This window comes from Microbulbifer maximicatervae (SeqCode), from assembly GCF_052467225.1.
Genome location: NZ_CP174303.1, coordinates 1,335,551 through 1,355,468, shown reverse-complemented (window position 1 = coordinate 1,355,468; position 19,918 = coordinate 1,335,551). Strand labels below are relative to the sequence as shown.

Here is a 19,918-nt window from a genome sequence, read left to right as displayed (position 1 = left end):
CATCATTCGTTCCAGTGGCGCCCAGCATAGTCCCCTAAGATTATTGGTGCAAAGCCAAGCGCCGCTGCTGAAGTAAAATCAGGAAAAATCTAAAATCTCACCCTTATAGTAATAATTGGTAGCGCTAAACCATTACTCAAAATAATTTCTTTAATTGATTAACAATTAATAGCTTGTCGCTTCCTCCACTGCAGTGGGGAGCTTCCATGAATGGCTCGAAATGCTTTTGAGAAAGCACTGATATCCGTGTAGCCCAAACTTGCTGATAGTAATCCCACATCAATACTTGAGGCCCGTAGATGCCAGCGAGCAGTCTTCATTCGCGCCCCCTGTACCAACTGTTTAAAAGAGGTCCCCGCTTCATTTAAACGGCGCTGAAGCGTTCTCATTGGCATCCCGAGTAAGCGAGAAACTTGCTCCAGGGAGTGCTGCTGGGCCCCGAGAGTTTGAAGGATTAAGACTTGAACCTGTCGGCTGATATCACCCTTGTGCTCTGCCAATAAGCACTTGGAAAACTCCTCAAAATATCTCATAAGACCGCTGCTGGGTTTAGCGAGGGGATAGTTCATCAATGATCCATCAAAAACCAAGCGATCTCGATCTTGCTCAAAACTAGCCTCAATGCTAAAAAAATTTTGGTAACTACTCAGCGAAGATTGGGGCTTATGCCGAAATGAAACAGAGCGGGGAGATACTTTAGAGCCAACCATCTCCTGTATCAGGCGATAGGCGGCGCCTACTGAAAGTTCAGTATACTGTTGCGCGGGAATTGCGTCGGGGAAGTGATTAACTCTCTCTGCAATCAAGCAGTCATCGGTTTGGTAAATTTTCCAGTGGTCCGCCTGGTTGTGTAACACCATATACCGATGAGTTACTGTCAAAGCACTGGATAGATTCTCACTTTCCAGTATCAGCTTACCAAGGACGCCCAGCATACGTAGCCCTTGCTTCCCCGCCAATCGCAAGCCAAAGTCACTACAGGACAAGTCCCGTGAACACAAATTAAGGAGGTCCACCAGCGTTGCAATGGGGATCAATATATTTGGACGACGTGTACAATCCGCAGGAAGCCCCACTTGCGCTAAAAAATCTGATGACTGACCACCGAGCTGTGGCACCAATAGATTAAACCCAGCCAGCGCACCACTGCGAATTTCATAGATAGGCTTCATGTTTTATAGCTACCATATTGCCAACCTCTCATTTGCACTATCACACAGTGTCTAGGAATAATGAGCATCGGACAATAGCTATATCATATAACATGGCTCTTCAACTAACTGGGACTACCCCTATCCACAAACGCAACTTATTTGAAGGCTAGTGCCTGACTATTGTGGCACTTTCCACTATCTACTCATAAAACTATCGGTTTATACGAGAAAGAACTGCAAGGGAATTTCACATGGAAACTGAAAATCTAACACTATTTTTAGGCTGGGCTTCGATTATAAACATATTGATACTACTGCTATCAACTATTGGACTTGTCTGCCTGAGGAAGTCGATCACCAGGATTCACGCACGAGTATTTGAGCTTAATGAACAAGATTTAGGCCGTGCATATTTTCAATATCTAGCACAATACAAAATTGCTATTATCGTCTTAAATATTACACCGTATTTTGCTCTAAAAATTATCAGTTAATTGATAAAAGCGGAAATATTTTGCAAAAAAAATAAGAAAGGTAAACTATACCTTTCTTATTTTCATAATTAAGACGGATAGGGGAGTATTTCGGGTCCGCCGGCAGATACCCTTTTCAGAAAATGAAGTTATTTCTGAAATATTTATCAGGCACTCTTTTTCACAAACTTTGTCAGAATAACAATTCTCTGACCCTCGACCCGTCCTTCGATATGCTCAGGATTATCGCTTAAGCTGATACCGCGAACTGCCGTTCCCCGTTTTGCAACCAAACTGCTTCCTTTTACATCCAAGTCTTTGATAATAACTACATTATCTCCAGCTTGTAACTGGGCACCATTACTATCCCGATGAATCACCAACTCACCAGCCTCTGGTATTGCCCCGGCCTCTGCCCAGGCCAGCAAATCGCCATCCAAATACAACATGTCAAACAAGTCTTGGGCCCAGGTCTCGCCAGATAAGCGCTTTAGAATACGCCATGCCAACACTTGAATTGCCGGCTCGGTACTCCACATAGACTCCGACAGACACTGCCAGTGCGCACTTTCCAGCTGTGCAGGATTTTCCAGCTGGTCCCTACAGGTTTGACACAATAATACTGCCGCATCTGGATAGCCCTCTGACTGGGGTACGTCATAAACCGCCAAGCCATTTTCTGCTTTACAGAGCTCGCACTGATTTCCACTGCGTTGTGCCAACTGCTCCTGAGTCACAGCCATAAGTAACCTCAAAAAAAGTAGGGATTATACGACTGATTCTTCCTTTACGCCTCCCAAATAATCACATTTAACGGACATCGGGGTCGACCGTAAACATGATCAAGCTCAGACAGGAAGTAAATAAGACTATCAACAGCCCAGTAGTAGATGGAGCCATCAGTTTGCCAAGGGATTCACAGGCTTCAGACAGGGCACTCTAGAGCACTAAAACTTCCAACAGCCGCCAATATAGATTGACGACTGTAAAGAGCATTATGCGTTAAGTTCCACACTCAGTGGTGCGAGGAGACCGCTGCTGCGAACTGCCCACCCTGCTTGCTGGCGATGGCACTGGTAATATCCCCTAAACTGAGAATACCGACCATACGCTTTTCACTATTGAGTACCGGCATTCGCCGTAACAACTGTTGCTCCATTTTGTGGACAGCAGACAGCAGATCATCCTCTTCCCAGCACCATTCAATCCCCTCTGTCATAACATCTCGGGCGGACAGAGAGCTGAGATTACCCCCCTGAACCACACCGCGACATACAATATCTCTATCAGTCACTATTCCTACAAGCCTATCATTTTCTCCGATCGGTACTGCACCAATATCTTCATCTCGTAAAATTTTTGCCAACTCCTGTAATGGAGTATCCGGGGTGCACCAGGTAGCCCCCTCATGCATTGCGTGTTTAACTTTCATAGGTACCTCAAAGCTCTTTAGACAAATGCCAAAGAGAGTGACGGGTAAAACCCATCACCCTTAACCCCTATAGATCAGTGCACTTCAATCCGCTTTCTTTGCGGGGGATGCCCCTCATGTTTTGGTACCGTGAGCGTGAGAATCCCATCTTTGAAATTTGCATCAATCTCACTTTCGCGAACATCTTCACCAAGATTGAAACTGCGCAAGAACTTGCCGTAACGCCGCTCCTGACGAAGCACGCGGCCATCCTTCTTCTCCTTAACCTCGCGGTGCACCTCAGCTTCAAGGGTCAAAACCCCATTTTCTAGGGTTACACTGATATCGTCCTTACCCACTCCCGGCAGCTCAGCGCTAATTTCATACATATTCTTGCGCTCACTCACATCAATACGCGGTGAAAAAAATCCCTCGCGTTCAGAGCCGATTGCACGGGTCGGTGAGAGCATTTGTTCAAACATATTATCAAGGTCCAATAGGGACCCTCTGGGGATCAGACTCATATCTACAACCTCTTTTTACGCTAAGCCGCAAAAGGCGCCAGAAAACTCAAGAGTCCATCTTGCGCCTGTTACATCTTGAGTACAGTCTAGGAAATACTGCGACAAACGAAGGGATTAAGTGCCGATAAAAGCCATTACAAATTGAATATGAGAGCTGTCGTATATTTCTTTTGTACATATAAATATTAAAAACTTCCTTTCCAATTGAACCTAAAGAGAATTTCCACCTCCATATCCATCAATAAGCAACCAGGGCTCGTGGCCAATATGGCTATTTACTAGGATTAAATAAGGCAGTTAAACGAGGATATGTTCATGGCCTTAGCATGGGTCCTTGTGGCTAACCAGTCCCAAGCGCGAATTTTTGAAGCCAACAAACGCGCGGGAAATCTCAATGAAATCCAGGCACTACTCCACCCAGAATCACGGCTCTCTGGCAGAGACCAAGAGAGTGATGCACCCGGACGCACTTTCGACAGCTATGGTCAAGGAAGGCACTCAGTAGGTAATTCTGCAGGATTACATCGCCGTGAAGGTGAGAATTTTGCCAGAGAAATTGCACATACCCTGGAGAGGGGAAGACAGGAGGGCCAGTACGAAAAACTGTATATTGTTGCAGAACCCTACATGGTTGGCAGCTTGAGGGATGCCTTGAAAACTCCAACCCGCGCAACAATAGCGGGAGAAACAGGAAAAAATCTGGTGGCTTGTGAACCCGAGGAGATCCGGGCTCAGCTTCCTATTTGGCTATAATGACGTTCGGCCAGTAGAGAGGGTCACGAGTGAACCTCTCTACGAACCCCGCTCAAGCCCTGCTTTCCATTAAAAGCTTATCAATCAGGGCATCCTTTTCAGTCCATAACTCATTTACCCACTGATTAAACTCCACCCGAAACTCCTGATCGGTTGCGTAGTCTCTCTCAAAAAACCGGCTCGGCAACTGGACTTTCTCAATGCGAACAATCACTTTCTTTAACTTACCGGAAAGGAAATCTTTAAAAGTAGGTATACCATCAGGGTAAACAATGGTGACATTCAGTAACTGGTTCAGCTGCTCACCCATACAGTGCATTGCAAAAGCAATCCCTCCGGACTTGGGCTTTAGAAGATGTTTGAAAGGCGATTGCTGTCTTTGATGCTTCTCTTTGCTAAACCTTGTTCCTTCAAGGAAGTTCATAATACTGGTGGGTATTAGCTTAAATTTTTCACAAGATTTTTTCGTCGCTTCAAGATCCTTACCGCGCATCTCTGGATGTTTTTTCAAAAATTCTTTGCTGTAACGCTTCATAAATGGAAAGTCGAGTGCCCACCAGCACATTCCAATCACAGGAACTTTGATCAACTCTTGCTTCACAAAAAATTTCAGGAATGGAATTCTTCGATTAAAAATCGACTGCATAATAAAGATATCAACCCAGCTTTGATGGTTCGCTGTGACCAGATACCATCCATGTTTATCGAGATGCTCTATCCCCTGTACATCCACCTGGGTTCTTTGGGTCAGCTTCATCCATCCTTTATTTAGGGTTATCCACATTTCTGCCCAAGAAATAAAAAAACCCATGAAAATTTTTTGCAGAAAGGCAAAAGGGAGAATAAATCTAAAAACTGAAAACAAGAGTATGGGGGCTGCACAAACCAATGTGCTAACGGCCAGCAACACCGAAGATATGACCAACAGCAAAAACGAAGGGAGAAAGTTAAACATCTAAAGGCTCTTTTAATTTTCCGGGCTTACAGGTCAGGCTGTCACGCCATATTCACAGGTTACCCGTTTCTTTTTTAATATCTTGAAATCCACTTATCACAAACTAAGCGGACTCTGCTCTCATCAGTGTATTTACATAATCCGGGCTACAGGCTGCCTATCGCAATCAACATGGCTGTGTATATTTATGGCTCATGGGAAACTGCTCCACTGCAATAAATTCATGCGCCGAGCGTCTAGGCTTTAGCCGCGCCAGAGGCAATATCAAACCGCAGCAACTCTGGGAGAGTAACACGCATTTCAACCCCATATTTATTGACTGAATAGTCTGAATCTATCGGCGATACATCAGCGCAAACTGCACGGATAAAACCAGTGACAGCAGCCCAGTGAGCGGCCTCATTTTTTCAGCATGCCCTGGATATGAAAAGGCGCCATTGTACCCTTTCTATAATCATGGATTAGCAACTTTTATCTTCCCACGCCGCAAAGGCACGATAGTGACTGGAGCAGCGTTGCACCCTGCTAAACTTGAGGCTCCAGGTCGTAGAATTGCGCCGGGAGAATAGAATGGGAATTACAGGTAATAAGCAACACTTCCACCGCAAGCAATGGCTCAGCGTACAGCAGGCCGTTGACCACCTGAGTGCATTGTCTGAAGAGCCACTAACCAGTGCACATCTTGCAGACCTGGCCGATGAGCAGCTTCTTAACCTGTACTGGTACCGTCCAGGCCAAAAACTGTCTTTGGAAGATCACAAGGGGACCCGTGAACTGGTAGAGCCCGTCAGGCTCTGTTACGAAAATGCCAGTGACTGGCACGCCATCGTGGATATCTTGCGGAACAATCCAGCGCTGCCCGCCTACGAACATGACACCCCGCTTCTGGAAGATGCCGACGGAAACCGGCTGCGAATCACCTTCGACTACCACCAGCGGCCAGAACCGTTTAGCAGCCGCTGGTACCCTACCTATGCGGAGTTAGTGCTCAAGCGCAACGATTTGGAACAACTGGAACCCCATCTATTTACCAGCCATGCGGTTGAGACCGGGTTTGAGCGTGAGACCCTACTAAATGTTATCTGGCAGCTGGAACAACTAGCCCTTGGGGATGAAGAGCACTCCACCAGCTGGCTGGCAGACCAATTGGCACAGCGTTCTTCCTCGCTGGATCGGCTATCTTGTGAGCGCATCCTTCAGGCGGCCGAGCGCGAAAGCTCCCTGGGGCGCTCGATATAGCGCGGCATTTCCTACTAACACCTTTGACTCCTTCCCCATACTCAGGAACTCCCCATTGGTGGTAGAGCCCAAAGGCTGTACCCTAGTGGCACTTAGCAAATCTAAGTGTGACGTACTACCAATAGGAGAGAGAAGTGCAGGCCAAAAACAGCTCCTCCAGCTACGGCTGGGTAGCCATCGCCCTCCACTGGATAATGGCCCCTGCGATCATAGGGACTTTTATTCTCGGTTGGTGGATGCGCCAGCTATCCTACTACGATCCCTGGTATCAACGAGCCCCTGAAATTCACAAAGGGGTGGGCATCATCCTGCTAGGGTTTCTACTCTTCAGGCTGGCTTGGCGCTTTGCCAACCCATCTCCGGCGAGCAATCCCCAAACACCCAACTGGCAGAAATTTGCCGCCACCGCCACTCATGGACTGATTTACCTGTTACTACTGGCAATCATGGTTTCCGGCTATCTGATTTCTACCGCCGATGGCCGCTCTATCGATGTCTTCGGCATAGTGAGCATCCCTGCAACCTTACAAGGAATTCCCAATCAGGAAGACATTGCGGGATCTATCCACGAAATCCTTGCCTGGGGCCTGATTGGACTCGTAGCAGCACATATCTTGGCAGCCCTCAAGCATCACTTTATTGACCGTGACGGCACACTGCGCAGAATCCTCGGCATCCGTGTAAAGGGCTCTACAGACGATCACTCACACGTACAAACAACACTCTCAACCACCAAATAAGGAAAAAATGACATGAAGAAGCTCTCTGTATTTCTTATTGCAGCTCTGATGGGGACTGTAGCCCAAGCAGCGGAATACAAAATCGACACCAAAGGAGCTCATGCTTTTGTGCAGTTTCGTATCAAGCACCTTGGATACAGCTGGCTGTACGGCCGTTTCGATGACTTCAACGGCTCCTTCTTTTACGATGAAAAGCAACCAGAAAAATCTTCTATCAATGTCGACATCGATGTAACTAGCCTCAACAGCAATCACGCTGAGCGCGACAAGCACCTGCGCAGTGATGACTTCCTCGATACCGCAAAATTCCCCACTGCTACTTTCAAGAGCACTAGCTTTGAACCTCTGGAAGACGGCAAAGCCCGTCTAAATGGCGAACTGACCCTGCGCGGTATCACTAAGCCAATCACAATTGACGTTACCAATATCGGTGGCGGTAAAGACCCTTGGGGCGGCTACCGCCAGGGCTTCAGTGGAACCACTGAGTTCGAGCTGAAAGAATTCGGTATCAAATCCCTAGGCCCAGCCTCCCAGAAAGTTGAGATGATCCTGGATATCGAAGGTATCCGTATCTAACAAAAAAGTACGCCCCCAGAGCCCGGAAATACCTCCGGGCTTTCCCCTAACTGCGCTTCGCAACACTCCAATAAACAACGGAGGCAACAGCCGCAGCCAATAGCCAGTCGACGCCTGCCATCAACCCTCTTGGCAAGAAAAAAGCTAGCATTGTGATGACAATACATGTCGCCAATAAAGTCAGCAGTGCACGCGGGTTCCAGCCACAGAAATAGTAATAACGCCCATCACTATCGCTGTAATACAACTGCCCTACGTCCATCTGGCGCTTCTCTATTAAGTAGTAATGAGATAATATGACACCGTAGGCAGGCGCCAGGAAAACCCCCATCCAGTTTACGAACGCCACTAAACCAATTTGTTTGATAACAGCGGGCCATAAAGCACTAATCAGAAAGGCCAGAAACAGCGTTATCAATGCCGCCCTGCGAAACCCCAGGTACTTTGGCAGAAGATTTGAAATATCGTTAACTGGAGCCACAAAGTTCGCCACCACATTGATGCCGGCCGTTGCTGTAAAAAAAACAACCGCGGCGATCAATGACAGTTCCAGATTCCCAAGCTTCTGCACAATATCAGTGGGATTCGCCAGGTTCTGGTGGAAAACTGACTGGGCGGCGATAGTGGTGAACAGAACAATTATCGCAAAGCCAGTCATATTTATAGTGATTCCCAGCAAATTTCCCCTTCGCATAACAGACACGTTCTTACAGAAGCGAGCAAAATCTCCATAACTTAGGATTATCGGCGCATAGAGAGCCAACATAGTACCTGTGACTTTGATGAGCTGGACCAAGCCATCGCCCCAGGATGCTATAGACCGATCAAAGAAAGTAGCAACAGCAAATGAAAACTGTCCGTCACTGCGAACCACTAACATCCACAACAGCGCTAGCATCACTCCATAGACACAGGGTGCAGCCAGGTTGATAAACCAACGGATCGTATTGATACCTTTGAAAAATAGAAGAGCTTGAAATAATGAGACAAGTACGAGGGAAGCCCAATCGATCCGGTCCATTGCCAGCCACTGCCCTCCGACAGCTTGTGGCCACCACTCTCTCAGTAATAAAGACATGGCATGGGCAGCAAACCAGGTCTGCGCACCGTACCAAAATATTGCCACGCTCCCCCGAAGCAGCGCAGGGACGTTAGCACCTCGGATTCCCATACTCGCCCTGGCCAATACGGGAAACGGTATACCGCATTTAACACTCGGTTCACCGATTAAATTTAACAAGATGATAATTAAAATTGCTGCAATAGCGATCCCAGCGAGAACCAGCCAAGCATTCGTATTGGGGCCGAGGAATAGGGTTGCCGCCAGGGTATAGCCAGCGAGACTTTGTGCAGCGTTGGCCCAAAGGTTAAATATCGTCAGAGTGCCCCAGCGTTTAGCTTCGGGCTTCACCACCGCTAAATTTTCATTCTTTAGCTGCAAAGTGTCACCTAAGTGCATCTGATAAATAGCGCGCCAAAGCAGCTACTTCAAATCAGCCTTTTCAACAATGACATACAAGCCGTCAAAAGTGCCAAATTTAACAGTTAATAATATATATTCTCTTTTACAATTGAGACTTATTTTCAATAACAGTAAAAGTGGTATCCATTTACCAAATTAGCAGTAATGCCGCTAGCACTGGCGCACAACTGTGAAATATATTGTGTAGCCATCGATTAAAGAAGATCCGGTCGACAAAGATACAGGCAAGTATCCATTAAACTAGTGTGCAGCCGTGTATTTGGAGAACATTAACCAAGTCACAAGTAAAAGTACGAAAAGGTCTTTAAGATTTTTGACGGCGGCACAACTTTTCAGCGAAAATGGAAGCAATTACTGACAATTATTGCACTCCCTCTAGAGACAATTATCAAGGGAGCGCAAAAATAGAACAATTTCCAAAAATCGTAGTGACTAAATCATTCAGAACTGGGGCAATCCTCTCCGAGACTATCAGTGAGACAGCGGCGCAGAGCAGCGCCAATCACAACAAGTAGTGTCTCAGCTCAAGGGAAATAATCGCCGCAGATGGTAAGCCAAGACTCCGTACTGCTGAGGTATTCGCAGGACAAGCACAGCGGGCATCCACCAGTATGAATGAACTTTGTCGCAATCAGGCCACAACTTGAGTTGGCCACGGCAGAAGGGTAGGAATATGGCTTGCTTGCAGCATCCAGATAGGGAACAACCAGTTTACTTAATGGCACACCACACCATTGGGCGCCGGCAGGGTGCAGTAGACACAAGAATCACAAGTGCTGAAATATCGGGCATCCATGCCGCAGTGCAGTGGACCGGTACTCATTGGAATATCCGCGACCTGAGTCGCAATGGCACTTGGCTAAATGGCCAGCAGCTGGTACCAGCTAAGAGCTACCCACTCCAAACCGGTGATAAGATCGCTTTTGGTCGGGCTAATAACCCAGCCTGGATCGTCGAAAACCTCGACGCTCCCGAGAACTTGTTGATCGATATTCACTCCGGCGAGGCACAGCCACTGGAACAATACCACCTGCTGCCCGACGAAAATGAGCCTCTCGCCAGCCTTCAGTACAGCCCCCTAACAGGGCAGTGGTTGTACGAGTTCACAGGCCCATCCGCTGAAGACGGCGATAAGATCCTGGTAAATCATGGCGATCGCATCGATTGCGGCCTGCATAGCTGGCAGCTATTCCTGGCGGACAACCAAGGGGCAACGAAAGAGTTGTCACTGCAGCAGCTGTCTATTGTCGACTTTGAGCTGAAGTTCTCTGTGAGTTCCCACGAAGAGCATGTGCAGTTACAACTTCAGCGGGAAGGCATGAAGCAATCCTTACCAGCAAGAATCCACAACTATCTCTTGTTGTACCTTGCTCGTGCCCGCCACAAAGATATGCAGAGCGGCATGGACACTGACTCCCAGGGCTGGGTTTCTATTCAGGTAGCCACTCACGAGCTGGGTATCACTGTTAACCACTTGAACACCCAAATCTTCCGCGCCCGCAAACAAATCTCTGAATCCCTACCTGATGCAGTGGATACTTCGAGCCTGGTAGAGCGTCGATCCTGGGAAATCCGTATTGGTTGTCCACAATTCGAAATTTATAAAGGCAACCAACTCGAAGCAAAAACTGAGCCGGAAGCAGTATAGCTTCATCTCCAGCAAGGGGCTTAAGGCTAAGCCCCTTCATTACCTATTCAGTAGTTATTTGCCAGGGTGGCGGAGCTGAATCCCTTATCCCTCGGCAAGAATTACAATGTCAGCGCAACCACCCACTTATATCGGCCGGTACAAGATCATCAGGCAGCTTGGAGCCGGGGGAATGGGGGTTGTGTACCTCGCCAAAGATGAGCGACTTAACCGAGAGGTCGCCGTAAAGCGATTGCTCAACAACCCTGAAGATGAATTGGCCTCTCAGCGAATTCGCCAGGAAGCATTGCTGCTCGCACAACTAAACCACAACCATATCGTACAAATTTATGATGTTGTGGAAGAGCAAAACGATGTAGCCCTGGTTATGGAGTATGTCGATGGCCGCCCACTCACCTATTGGGCACGGGAGTTTAACCCCAGCCTCCGCCAGAAAATCCAGCTACTCAAGCAAATCACTACCGGTCTGGCCCGGGCCCATGCTGCCGGGATTATTCACCGCGACTTGAAAGCGGACAACATCCTTATTGACAGCAATAACATCGCAAAAATTGCTGATTTTGGAATTGCCCGGAGCTGGCAGGAGACGAGAGAAATTACCCGCGAGCAGCATATCGCCGGCAGCTGGCACGCAATGTCTCCCGAGCAGGCCCTCGGCGAGAAACTGGATAACCGCTGTGACTTATTTGCCCTGGGAATGCTCGCCTATCACCTACTGTGTGATCAGCCCCCCTTCGGCAAGCACGGAAGCCCATACGTTATTATCGATCGGATCATCAACAACCCGCACCCTCCCGCAGGGGCCATAAACCCCGGACTTCCTACGGCACTGTGCAAGTTGCTGGATAAGCTGCTGGCCAAAAACCCGGCCAAACGCCCCGTCAGTGCTGCCGTTGTAGCCACCGATCTGGATGTGATATTGAGTCAATTAACATCGGATCAGGAAGCCGCCGATGACCACGACATCACGATCACCACTGAAGACTTCCATGTACAACATCGACGCAAAAACAAAGGACACAAGCTTCTAGCCGGCATACTCCTGGCATCCGGTGCGATGTTACTCGGCTTAACCGCCGCTGTTTTTCCTGAACTTTCTCTATGGGGAAGTAAAGAACCCTCGGCAAAGTACATTGCGATTATTGAGCCAGACTTATCAAACCTGCGCAGCCGAGAGGAAAAGCTACTGGCCAATAACCTTCTCAGCTCCATCAAACAGGGGCTTTCCGATCAACCAGCGCTACTACTGGTGCCCTATTCGGAATCCCAGCAACTAAAAGGCAAGCCTTTGCGGGAGCAGGCGCAAGCGCTCAACGCACAGCTGCTGCTCCAATTTGCCCTAAACTGTGAAGCCACCGCCTGTGAAGCTTCATTTGCCCTTATAGAAACCGAGGGGTTTGCTGAAGTCGCCAACCGTAGTGCCATGCTGAACCTGGATGCACCGCTGGAGAGCCGCGCACGTGTTTTGCAGCAACTGCACTATCTACTTCCCAACTACCCAACAGGAAGCCTAAGAGTTCAGTTCAGCCTTAGCCCTGAAGATTACCAGCAATACCTCGAGATATTCGAACAGCGCAATAATGAAGCTAATGTTGCCGAGGCAATTACCAAAGTTGAGGCTCTGCTAAAAAGGAATCCCTACTTCCCCTCCTACTACGAACTGTTAGCGGATCTATTAGCCACCCACCTATATCACTCGCGGGATACCAAAATACGCGGCCGACTCACAGGGCTTCTCAACAACATACCAACAAAGATTTCTAACCACCCAACGGTGTTGATCACTAAGTTGCGTATTGCCATCTTCCTGGCAGATACAGAGCTTACAGAGTCCTTACTTGCAAAACTAAAGCTGCAACTACCTGATCAGGCTCTCTACTACTTCCTGCGCGCGAAAGCCCACCAGCGAGGGGGGAATTACAACCGTGCGCTTGAAGTCATTAACAAAGCACTCAACATTCGTACCAGCCCTCTTTATCTTCGTCAAAAGGCTCTGACCTTGACCCTGATGGGGCAAATGGAAAAAGCGAGGCCTTACCTTTTACATGCTATCCGTCTCAATAATCAATATATTGATGCTATCTCCTTGCTTGCAGCCAATGAATTGGATTCCGGCCACCCCAAAGAGTCTATCCGGCTCCTTAGTGAGGTGGGCTTAAAGCATTTAGGGGATCGGGATACCTTCAACCTTTGCTTGTCCTATTACATCGAACATCAGCTACAGGATACGAAAAACTGCCTGAGCCATGTTGCTGAACGAGCCCCTAACGATCCCCATGTATATCTACTACTGGCAGAAATTGCCCGCTTAGAAAACAGACAACTGCAGTCACAAGAGTTTGCTCAGCGCGCTCTAGTCCTAGCACAAGAGCAGGAGGACTGGCTTGGACTGTTATTGCGGGCAAGGGCATACTCAGAGCTTGGTCAGGGTGAGCAAGCCATTGAGACACTATTAAAGATGGATAACACCGCTCCAGACGGCCTATTTGTCAATTACAGCCGCGCCCAAGTTTACATGGCCAGCGGCGATATACTTTCCGCCAAAGCCTATATACGAAAAACTTTGGAGTTAGGCATGGCTCCAGTGTGGTTCACAACAATTGGCTTCCAACCTATTTGCACCTTGGCAAATTTCGATGATTTACGCACCAGCTATCCAACTCTATGTTCTGGTAGAATTGACAGCTAAACAGTCAAAAGCAAGTCGAACAGAATGGAATAACGTGAACCATTTCCCTTTAGGAGGGGACAGATGCCTTCACGAAATTGTACTATCAGGTAAAATCCCACATCCATCCGAGAAGAATACAATACAATGGACGTAGTTGCGTTGGAGAAAACTGAGGAATATCAAGGCCGTTACAGGGTTGAGCGCACCTTGGGTGCCGGCGGTATGGGTGTTGTTTACTTGGCTGAGGATATAAAACTCGGGCGCAAGGTTGCCATTAAACAGCTTCGATCTGATATGACCGGCAACTCCGCTGAGGCTCGTTTCCGCAGTGAGGCGCAGTTACTTGCACGGTTAAACCATCCCAATATTGTACGATTGTACGATGTTATCGAGGAAGACCACAGCATTGCTTTGGTAATGGAGCTTGTTGAGGGAGTTACTCTAAAGGAATGGATGCGTGAAAATTCACCAACGCTAGCAGAAAAGCTCGATCTACTGATGCAGATCTGCCAAGGTCTGGGTAAGGCCCACTGCCTTGGTATTATTCATCGAGATCTTAAACCGGAAAATATTTTAGTCACGGTAGATGGCACAGCCAAGATCAGTGATTTTGGTATTGCCAAGGCCCTGGACTGCGATCAAGATTTAACTAGGGAAGACCATATAGCCGGTAGTGTTCAAGCTATGTCCCCAGAGCAACTCCAAGGGACCAAACTTGATGCTCGCAGTGACCTATTTAGCCTCGGGGCCATTGCCTACGAGCTGATGTGCGACTCAAAGCCTTTTGAGCGTGGAGACAAAAGCGCTTTAGCCTTTGCTCAGCAAATTACTCAAACCCCTCATATTCCTCCACAACAATCATGGCCCGAAATACCTAAGCCACTTGCTGCACTTTTAGACCGGCTGCTAAGTAAGCGACCTGAGCAACGCCCAGATTCTGCACAACAAGTTCACGAGGCTTTTGAACTTGTATACAAGTATGGAATTGATGCCAACACGCGACAGTATTCAGAAACCGTCACCCAACTACTGATCAAGCCTAAAAAAAAGAGAGGCTATGCTACTTTCCTGATTTCAGCTCTAGCCATTTCTTGCGCAGCAATTGTCTGGGCCTGGAACACCTTTACACAATTGCCACCACAGTATATTGCCGTTCTTCCAGTAGAATTTAACGGCTCGGTTTCTGGTGGTGCGGACGAAAAAATGTTGGTTGAGGCCATGATACGCCAAGGACTTCAAAGCGCGCCTGCTCAACTAAAATCCAGCGCACTGGTAAGTTTTACACCTTCACTAGGTGAAAGCCATGAAGAGCAGCTTCAAGTCCTAAGCAATAAAGGTGTCACAGATGCACTACTCGCAAATGTAAACTGCATTCAGTTACGCTGCAATATAGAGCTTCAACGTATCAATCCTACTGATAGCCAAATCCGGAACCAAACTAGCTTTCTATTTCTTAGCGATAAACGGCAACAAGCTGAATACACTATAGGAAATAACGCTGTAGAGCTTTTTGCGCAAAGTTATAGGAGAGAATCCCACAAAGAGTCAAAGATGGAGCCAGAAGATTATAATAGCTACTTGGCTGTACTTGCCAAACTCGACAGTGAAAATAATGTTGGCAGTGATGACCTCGCAGTCCTTGAACAGCTTATAGGCAAATACCCTACCAACACAAATTTATATACATCTTACACTTCAACAGCTATGGCTATTTGGGGAGCTACAAGCGATAACAAGTTGTTATCTAGAGCTCTAGGTATATTGACAAGTGCTGATGGTTTTGGCGTAGACAAAACAGCTATCCTCGAAGCCAAGTTCGCCGTTAAATCCGTCAGTGATGATAGGCAAGGCTTCCTTCTCATTTTGAAAAAGCTTGAAGCCGAAGATCATCCCTCAGCTCACTTACTGACACAATTCACTCGCTACCAATATATGCAAGGAAATTACGAGCAGAGCTTAGAATACGCCAAAGAAGCTGCGGCACTCAACCCATCCTTTAACAATGAATACTACGTAGCAGCCAATACACTTCAATTAGGCCGCTACGATGCTGCACGAAAAATACTGCAGGAGATGATAGAGACCTATCCCGGTAGATGGAAGGCATACAACCTTTTGAGTGTAATTGAAATTGAAAATGGCAATTTGGAAGTAGCCGAGGATTTAATCGGTAAGGTACCTGTAGAGTCTCGTGATTGGTCCACTCGATCCAACCTAGGGACAATTTTCTTTTTGCAAAAAAGATATACCGAAGCGCTAGCTGAGTACCAAAATATCTTAGCGGAGTTCTCAGATAATATTCAAATGAATATACAGGTCGCTGAATGCTATATTATGCTATCCGACCATGAAGCAGCTAAAAAATATTTTTCAAAAGTTGTCGCCTTAACTGAAAACAGTGATGATATCCAAAGTAGGAAATACAGAGCCCAAGCTTTAGCCAATATTGGCAGAATAGCTGAGTCTATATCTCTTATTAAAGAGCTAATACATATTTCACCGGAAAGTACCTACATTAATAAAACAGCGGCCAATATTTATGCCCTGGCTGAAGAGTGGCAATCAGCCAACTACCACCTTGAGGAACTACTTAACCAGGGCATGAGCATTGACTTTTTGTTTTTTCCCGAATATCAAACACTATGCACACAGCCTCATGTATCCAAAGTGGTACATGAAGCAATATGCGATTAAGGAATTGGGTTTATCGATGTATCAGGGTCCCCAGACACGAAATGCATACCTGTTTCTGCATCTACACACATCCATAAGAAGGAGAATCTATCGGGAATATCTTCTTTATCTTTGACTTTAATAATCAAAGTCGTGTACTCGCCATCGACTTCCTTTGCTCTAGCGCGGAACTGATGACGAAAATCCGGAGTGAGTGCGATCAAACCATCTAACTTATGGTTTTGGCGATAGCGAACAAACTCCAAATTTCTACCTGGCACTTTGGATAAGTCTAAAGTAACTTTTAAAGTAAGCACACCACCCTTGTGGATATCTATATTCCAATTGCCAAAGTACTCTTCTTCATTATCATTACCAACATTATAAAGAGGCCAGTACTGCGGCTCTTTGTTCACCTGCTCTTGCGGTTGCAACATTAGCTCAACGGTCAGCCCCTCTTTGGGCACCTCAAGATTAAGCAGGGGGCGCTCAGCACAAGTTTTCATCTGTTTCATCCCTATATCTGAATTTGTTATATCGTGTCACCAAAGGACGATTTTTTTCTGTAAAATACATCCGTGACTGCGTCATCATAACCGGCTCCAGCTTTAAAAAAAGCCAGCAGAACAAAAACTACCAGCCCGAAATGATGGTCCCAACCATCGACGGTTACAACAACTCTATCAAGAGCAAATTCGACATCCGTGCCCGGACAAGCATATCCAGTTGAATCGACCAAGGCTCTGCACCTGTCGGTTCCAGCTTGACCGCTCAGCTTGCGCTGAATCCCTTTACTCCCTAACGCGCACAGGGCGATAGGGGAATTAAATCCATCCGAAATTTTATTGTGGGAGCTGCCCTTCCATGGCGAGGTAACTGTTCCCACAACCACCTGTACTCCCTCAACTGGGCCTCAATGTACAGACTTAAGGACTACAGGTCGATCACACCTCATTACAGGCAATCACACACCAAATATTTAAAAGGGACACATAGAGCACACAGAGTCACCGTACGCCAAAAATAATATTTAATCAGCGCTTAACTCAAGCAGAAGCTAGAGCGGAAGGATCATTCCTTTTCCATTATTGCGACGCCGAGACCAAAATCAGGCCATATTTTTTAAAATAAATATAAAACTGTTCTTGGAACTTGCTGAAATCAATCGATGATCCCATTCGCCAATTTAATCTAATTTGAATTGCGTCACAGAACTTTATTGGGTGCTACACGGCAGGCTTGAAGACTGGAAAATATTGTATGGGTAATAGCTTTCAAAATGGAGTCCAAATTAAAAAAAGCCGGCAGTAATAAAACTGCCGGCCCGAAATGATGGTCCCAACCATCGACGGTTACAACAACACTATCAAGAGCAAAATTTGGCATCCATGCCCGGACAAGCTCATCCAAGAGAATCGACTAAGACTCTACACCTGTCGATTCCAGCTTGACCGTTCAGCTTGCGCTGAATCCCTTTATTTCATCGCACCACCTAAGGCTACGAGGAAATTAAATCCTGTTTAAATGTTGTGGGGGCTGCCTTTCCATGGCCGGCAACCATTACCACAGCCACCTACCCCCTCAACTGGAAGCTACTGTACAGATTTCCAAATTACAGATCGATCACGCCAAAACACAGCAAATTACATACTAATTGCCCGCCAAGTGTTTTATGCGCCGCACAGGACTGTTAGAGTCGCCATATAACAAAAAGCATCACATAGTGAGGACACAATGGAAGCGAACTTAGAAGATGTAAAAATTCTCTCTCCCCGCCGCAACAGCACCGAGGCAAAAAATATTGATGAACTAGCAAAAGAGCAATTGCAGCACTTTTGTATTGATAGTGAATCAGAACATGGAAAACTGTTAGAACAGACCGCAACCCTGCTCTACCAGGCACAGGGCAATCTAAGCCAGCTGTGGAGCCAGGTAACGGACACACTCCAACGCTTAGACAAGTCTGACAAGATTGCCTATTTCAATGCCAAGCGATTTATGAGTTTCCAGCTGGCTAAATTATTGGACACCTTACAAAACCCATTGCGAGCTAGCTTTCAAAGCCTACAGGGGGACGACTTTAATATCACCACACGGGGTGGTTATCCCCTGTTCGATAATATTCCCGCTATTTTTTCTGCAACCCCGGTAATTGCTCGCACAGCAACTTACATTTATGCCTGCACCGAGTGGGTGGACGATGCTTTCCGTGGGCGCGAGCCAAGCCACGATATTTATTCACGTTTACTCAACCCCACTTCCATTTCCCTGGCCAATGCTATTGTGGATTTGGAATGCGGACCTGAAGCCAGTGAATATATGGCCTGGAATTTTAATTCCGGTATGGCTGCAATCGATGCACTCCTATCAAATCAATTGCGCCACGGGGATATCTTAATTGTTTCCAGGAATGTCTATGGCGGCACTCACCAGCTATTACAGGATTTCTACGCGCGCAAAGATAAGCTGTCTATCAACCTGGCCTGGTTTGATGGCACTACCGGTGAAGAGTTCGAAAAGCTACTGGCCGATATTCAGCAAGCACACGCAGACGCAATCAGTGCCGGAGCAAAAATACATGTCTATATTGAGTCGCCATGTAATCCCCACGGGATCATGCTGGATGTACCGGCTATCTGTAAAACCGCTCACCAGGAAAATATCCTGGTAAGCCTGGATGCCACCTTGGCAACCCCTTTCCTATATCAACCACTGCGCCGCAAAGATAGGGAAGAGAGACCGGATTTTGTTGTTCACTCCTACACCAAGGATATTGGTGGCACCGGTGCTGCCACTGCCGGTGTGGTTATCGGCGAAAACCACCGCATGTTTATCCCTAAAGGCGACAGCGCAAAAGGCCTTAATTGGGATCAGTGCATGTTCTGGGATGTTTATTACATCAAGGGGGCTTTCCTGGATGCAGACAAGGCCTGGGAAGTGCATTGCGGTATGCGCACCCTCGAAATGCGCATGCTCACCAAGTGCATTAATACTTTGAGCCTCAGCCATTTCTTCGCCAGTCACAGCAAGATCCGTGTCAACAGCCATGCGGTGGAAACCCATCCCAACTCCGGGCTGCGAGAGTCGCTGATGCGTTACCAGTTCCCCACACCATTATTCAGCATTGATATGGAAGCTGCGCAAATTCCCACCGAGGCCTTTAAAAGTTTCTTTGACGCGCTGGAGCCCGCGTTCGGGCAGATGGTGAGCTTGGGCCAGACAAATACCATGGTGCTCTGCCCCGCCCTGACATCTCACTCAGAGTTATCACCTGAAGCGATGGAAGCGGCGGGTATATTCCCAACCACTATCCGAATTTCTGTTGGGGATGAAAATATGGCGCAGATGGCCGCCCATGTGATCAACTGCGCGCGCCTGCATCTCGATCCAGTTAGCCCTGGTTTTAGCGAGGGCTTTATCGCCCCGGAAGAAGCTGACAAACTCTTCAGTCGCTTTTATCTCGAGTCGCACCAGAAAGTGATAGAGACACAGCCAAAAATTGTGGACTATCTCTAACCATCCAAAACAAACCCATCACTGGTAGATAGCGCCGGTGATGGGCGCTTGTTGCACTATCCTATATCCCGTAGTATCACGCTTCCTGTCCACAATTTAATC

General features: G+C 47.2%; 17 protein-coding genes. 9 read left to right on the top strand and 8 right to left on the bottom strand.

The genetic code is table 11. From position 1 onward, the window contains the following. Window positions 1–158 precede the first annotated feature (158 nt). Complete coding sequence (locus ACJJIZ_RS05860; RefSeq protein WP_444915512.1) at window positions 159–1,172, bottom strand: AraC family transcriptional regulator; 1,014 nt, start codon at window positions 1,170–1,172, stop codon at window positions 159–161. 233 nt (window positions 1,173–1,405) lie between these two features. Here ACJJIZ_RS05860 and ACJJIZ_RS05855 point away from each other — a divergent pair, with 233 nt between their 5' ends. After that, entirely contained in the window at window positions 1,406–1,648 is a 243-nt protein-coding gene (locus ACJJIZ_RS05855) for a DUF6868 family protein (RefSeq protein ID WP_444915511.1), read from the top strand. Window positions 1,649–1,794: 146 nt separating this feature from the next. Here the strand turns inward: ACJJIZ_RS05855 and ACJJIZ_RS05850 are convergent, their stop codons facing one another. The 3 genes from ACJJIZ_RS05850 to ACJJIZ_RS05840 all read right to left on the bottom strand — a co-directional run bounded on the left by ACJJIZ_RS05850 (window position 1,795) and on the right by ACJJIZ_RS05840 (window position 3,562). Then, window positions 1,795–2,370 carry a PhnA domain-containing protein gene (locus ACJJIZ_RS05850; RefSeq protein WP_444915510.1) on the bottom strand — a complete coding sequence of 192 codons (576 nt, stop codon included), beginning with the start codon at window positions 2,368–2,370 and terminating at the stop codon, window positions 1,795–1,797. Between the two features lie 272 nt (window positions 2,371–2,642). Then, the gene (locus ACJJIZ_RS05845; RefSeq protein WP_108734525.1) at window positions 2,643–3,059 is read right to left on the bottom strand and encodes a CBS domain-containing protein; all 417 of its coding nucleotides are present in this window, start codon (window positions 3,057–3,059) and stop codon (window positions 2,643–2,645) included. 74 nt (window positions 3,060–3,133) lie between these two features. Next, complete coding sequence (locus ACJJIZ_RS05840) at window positions 3,134–3,562, bottom strand: Hsp20/alpha crystallin family protein (protein WP_282931225.1); 429 nt, start codon at window positions 3,560–3,562, stop codon at window positions 3,134–3,136. 315 nt (window positions 3,563–3,877) lie between these two features. On the opposite strand from ACJJIZ_RS05840, the gene ACJJIZ_RS05835 reads away from it, so the two are divergent. Further along, window positions 3,878–4,315 (top strand): host attachment protein, encoded by a 438-nt coding sequence (locus ACJJIZ_RS05835; RefSeq protein ID WP_413663346.1) that lies wholly within the window; start codon window positions 3,878–3,880, stop codon window positions 4,313–4,315. A 52-nt stretch (window positions 4,316–4,367) separates the two neighbouring features. On the opposite strand, the gene yihG is transcribed toward ACJJIZ_RS05835, so the two are convergent. After that, a complete protein-coding gene (gene yihG, locus ACJJIZ_RS05830; protein WP_444896075.1) occupies window positions 4,368–5,270 on the bottom strand; it encodes a 1-acylglycerol-3-phosphate O-acyltransferase, YihG family in 903 nt (300 codons plus the stop codon). Between the two features lie 570 nt (window positions 5,271–5,840). Here yihG and ACJJIZ_RS05825 point away from each other — a divergent pair. The 3 genes from ACJJIZ_RS05825 to ACJJIZ_RS05815 all read left to right on the top strand — a co-directional run bounded on the left by ACJJIZ_RS05825 (window position 5,841) and on the right by ACJJIZ_RS05815 (window position 7,825). Continuing rightward, a complete protein-coding gene (locus tag ACJJIZ_RS05825) occupies window positions 5,841–6,509 on the top strand; it encodes a hypothetical protein (RefSeq protein ID WP_444915509.1) in 669 nt (222 codons plus the stop codon). Between the two features lie 134 nt (window positions 6,510–6,643). Next, the gene (locus ACJJIZ_RS05820; RefSeq protein ID WP_444915508.1) at window positions 6,644–7,249 is read left to right on the top strand and encodes a cytochrome b; all 606 of its coding nucleotides are present in this window, start codon (window positions 6,644–6,646) and stop codon (window positions 7,247–7,249) included. Window positions 7,250–7,261: 12 nt separating this feature from the next. After that, window positions 7,262–7,825 carry a YceI family protein gene (locus tag ACJJIZ_RS05815; RefSeq protein ID WP_108734532.1) on the top strand — a complete coding sequence of 188 codons (564 nt, stop codon included), beginning with the start codon at window positions 7,262–7,264 and terminating at the stop codon, window positions 7,823–7,825. Window positions 7,826–7,871: 46 nt separating this feature from the next. Here ACJJIZ_RS05815 and ACJJIZ_RS05810 read toward each other — a convergent pair whose 3' ends face one another. After that, the gene (locus ACJJIZ_RS05810) at window positions 7,872–9,266 is read right to left on the bottom strand and encodes a cytosine permease (RefSeq protein ID WP_444915507.1); all 1,395 of its coding nucleotides are present in this window, start codon (window positions 9,264–9,266) and stop codon (window positions 7,872–7,874) included. 715 nt (window positions 9,267–9,981) lie between these two features. On the opposite strand from ACJJIZ_RS05810, the gene ACJJIZ_RS05805 reads away from it, so the two are divergent. The 3 genes from ACJJIZ_RS05805 (at window position 9,982) to ACJJIZ_RS05795 (ending at window position 16,321) form a co-directional block, all read left to right on the top strand. Continuing rightward, entirely contained in the window at window positions 9,982–10,956 is a 975-nt protein-coding gene (locus tag ACJJIZ_RS05805) for an FHA domain-containing protein (RefSeq protein WP_444907248.1), read from the top strand. Window positions 10,957–11,062: 106 nt separating this feature from the next. After that, window positions 11,063–13,645 (top strand): protein kinase domain-containing protein, encoded by a 2,583-nt coding sequence (locus tag ACJJIZ_RS05800; protein ID WP_444915506.1) that lies wholly within the window; start codon window positions 11,063–11,065, stop codon window positions 13,643–13,645. A 126-nt stretch (window positions 13,646–13,771) separates the two neighbouring features. After that, the gene (locus tag ACJJIZ_RS05795) at window positions 13,772–16,321 is read left to right on the top strand and encodes a protein kinase domain-containing protein (protein ID WP_444915505.1); all 2,550 of its coding nucleotides are present in this window, start codon (window positions 13,772–13,774) and stop codon (window positions 16,319–16,321) included. Here the strand turns inward: ACJJIZ_RS05795 and ACJJIZ_RS05790 are convergent. Together ACJJIZ_RS05790 and ACJJIZ_RS05785 are read right to left on the bottom strand one after the other, a co-directional pair. Beyond that, window positions 16,318–16,815: a hypothetical protein gene (locus ACJJIZ_RS05790; RefSeq protein WP_444915504.1), complete on the bottom strand. Its 498-nt coding sequence runs from the start codon at window positions 16,813–16,815 to the stop codon at window positions 16,318–16,320. The two genes, ACJJIZ_RS05795 and ACJJIZ_RS05790, sit on opposite strands and share 4 nt — an antisense overlap. A gap of 17 nt (window positions 16,816–16,832) precedes the next feature. Next, the gene (locus ACJJIZ_RS05785; RefSeq protein ID WP_444915503.1) at window positions 16,833–17,186 is read right to left on the bottom strand and encodes a hypothetical protein; all 354 of its coding nucleotides are present in this window, start codon (window positions 17,184–17,186) and stop codon (window positions 16,833–16,835) included. An 848-nt stretch (window positions 17,187–18,034) separates the two neighbouring features. On the opposite strand from ACJJIZ_RS05785, the gene ACJJIZ_RS05780 reads away from it, so the two are divergent. Continuing rightward, on the top strand, window positions 18,035–19,816 hold the full coding sequence (locus ACJJIZ_RS05780) for a trans-sulfuration enzyme family protein (RefSeq protein ID WP_444915502.1): 1,782 nt from the start codon (window positions 18,035–18,037) through the stop codon (window positions 19,814–19,816). Window positions 19,817–19,918 lie beyond the last annotated feature (102 nt).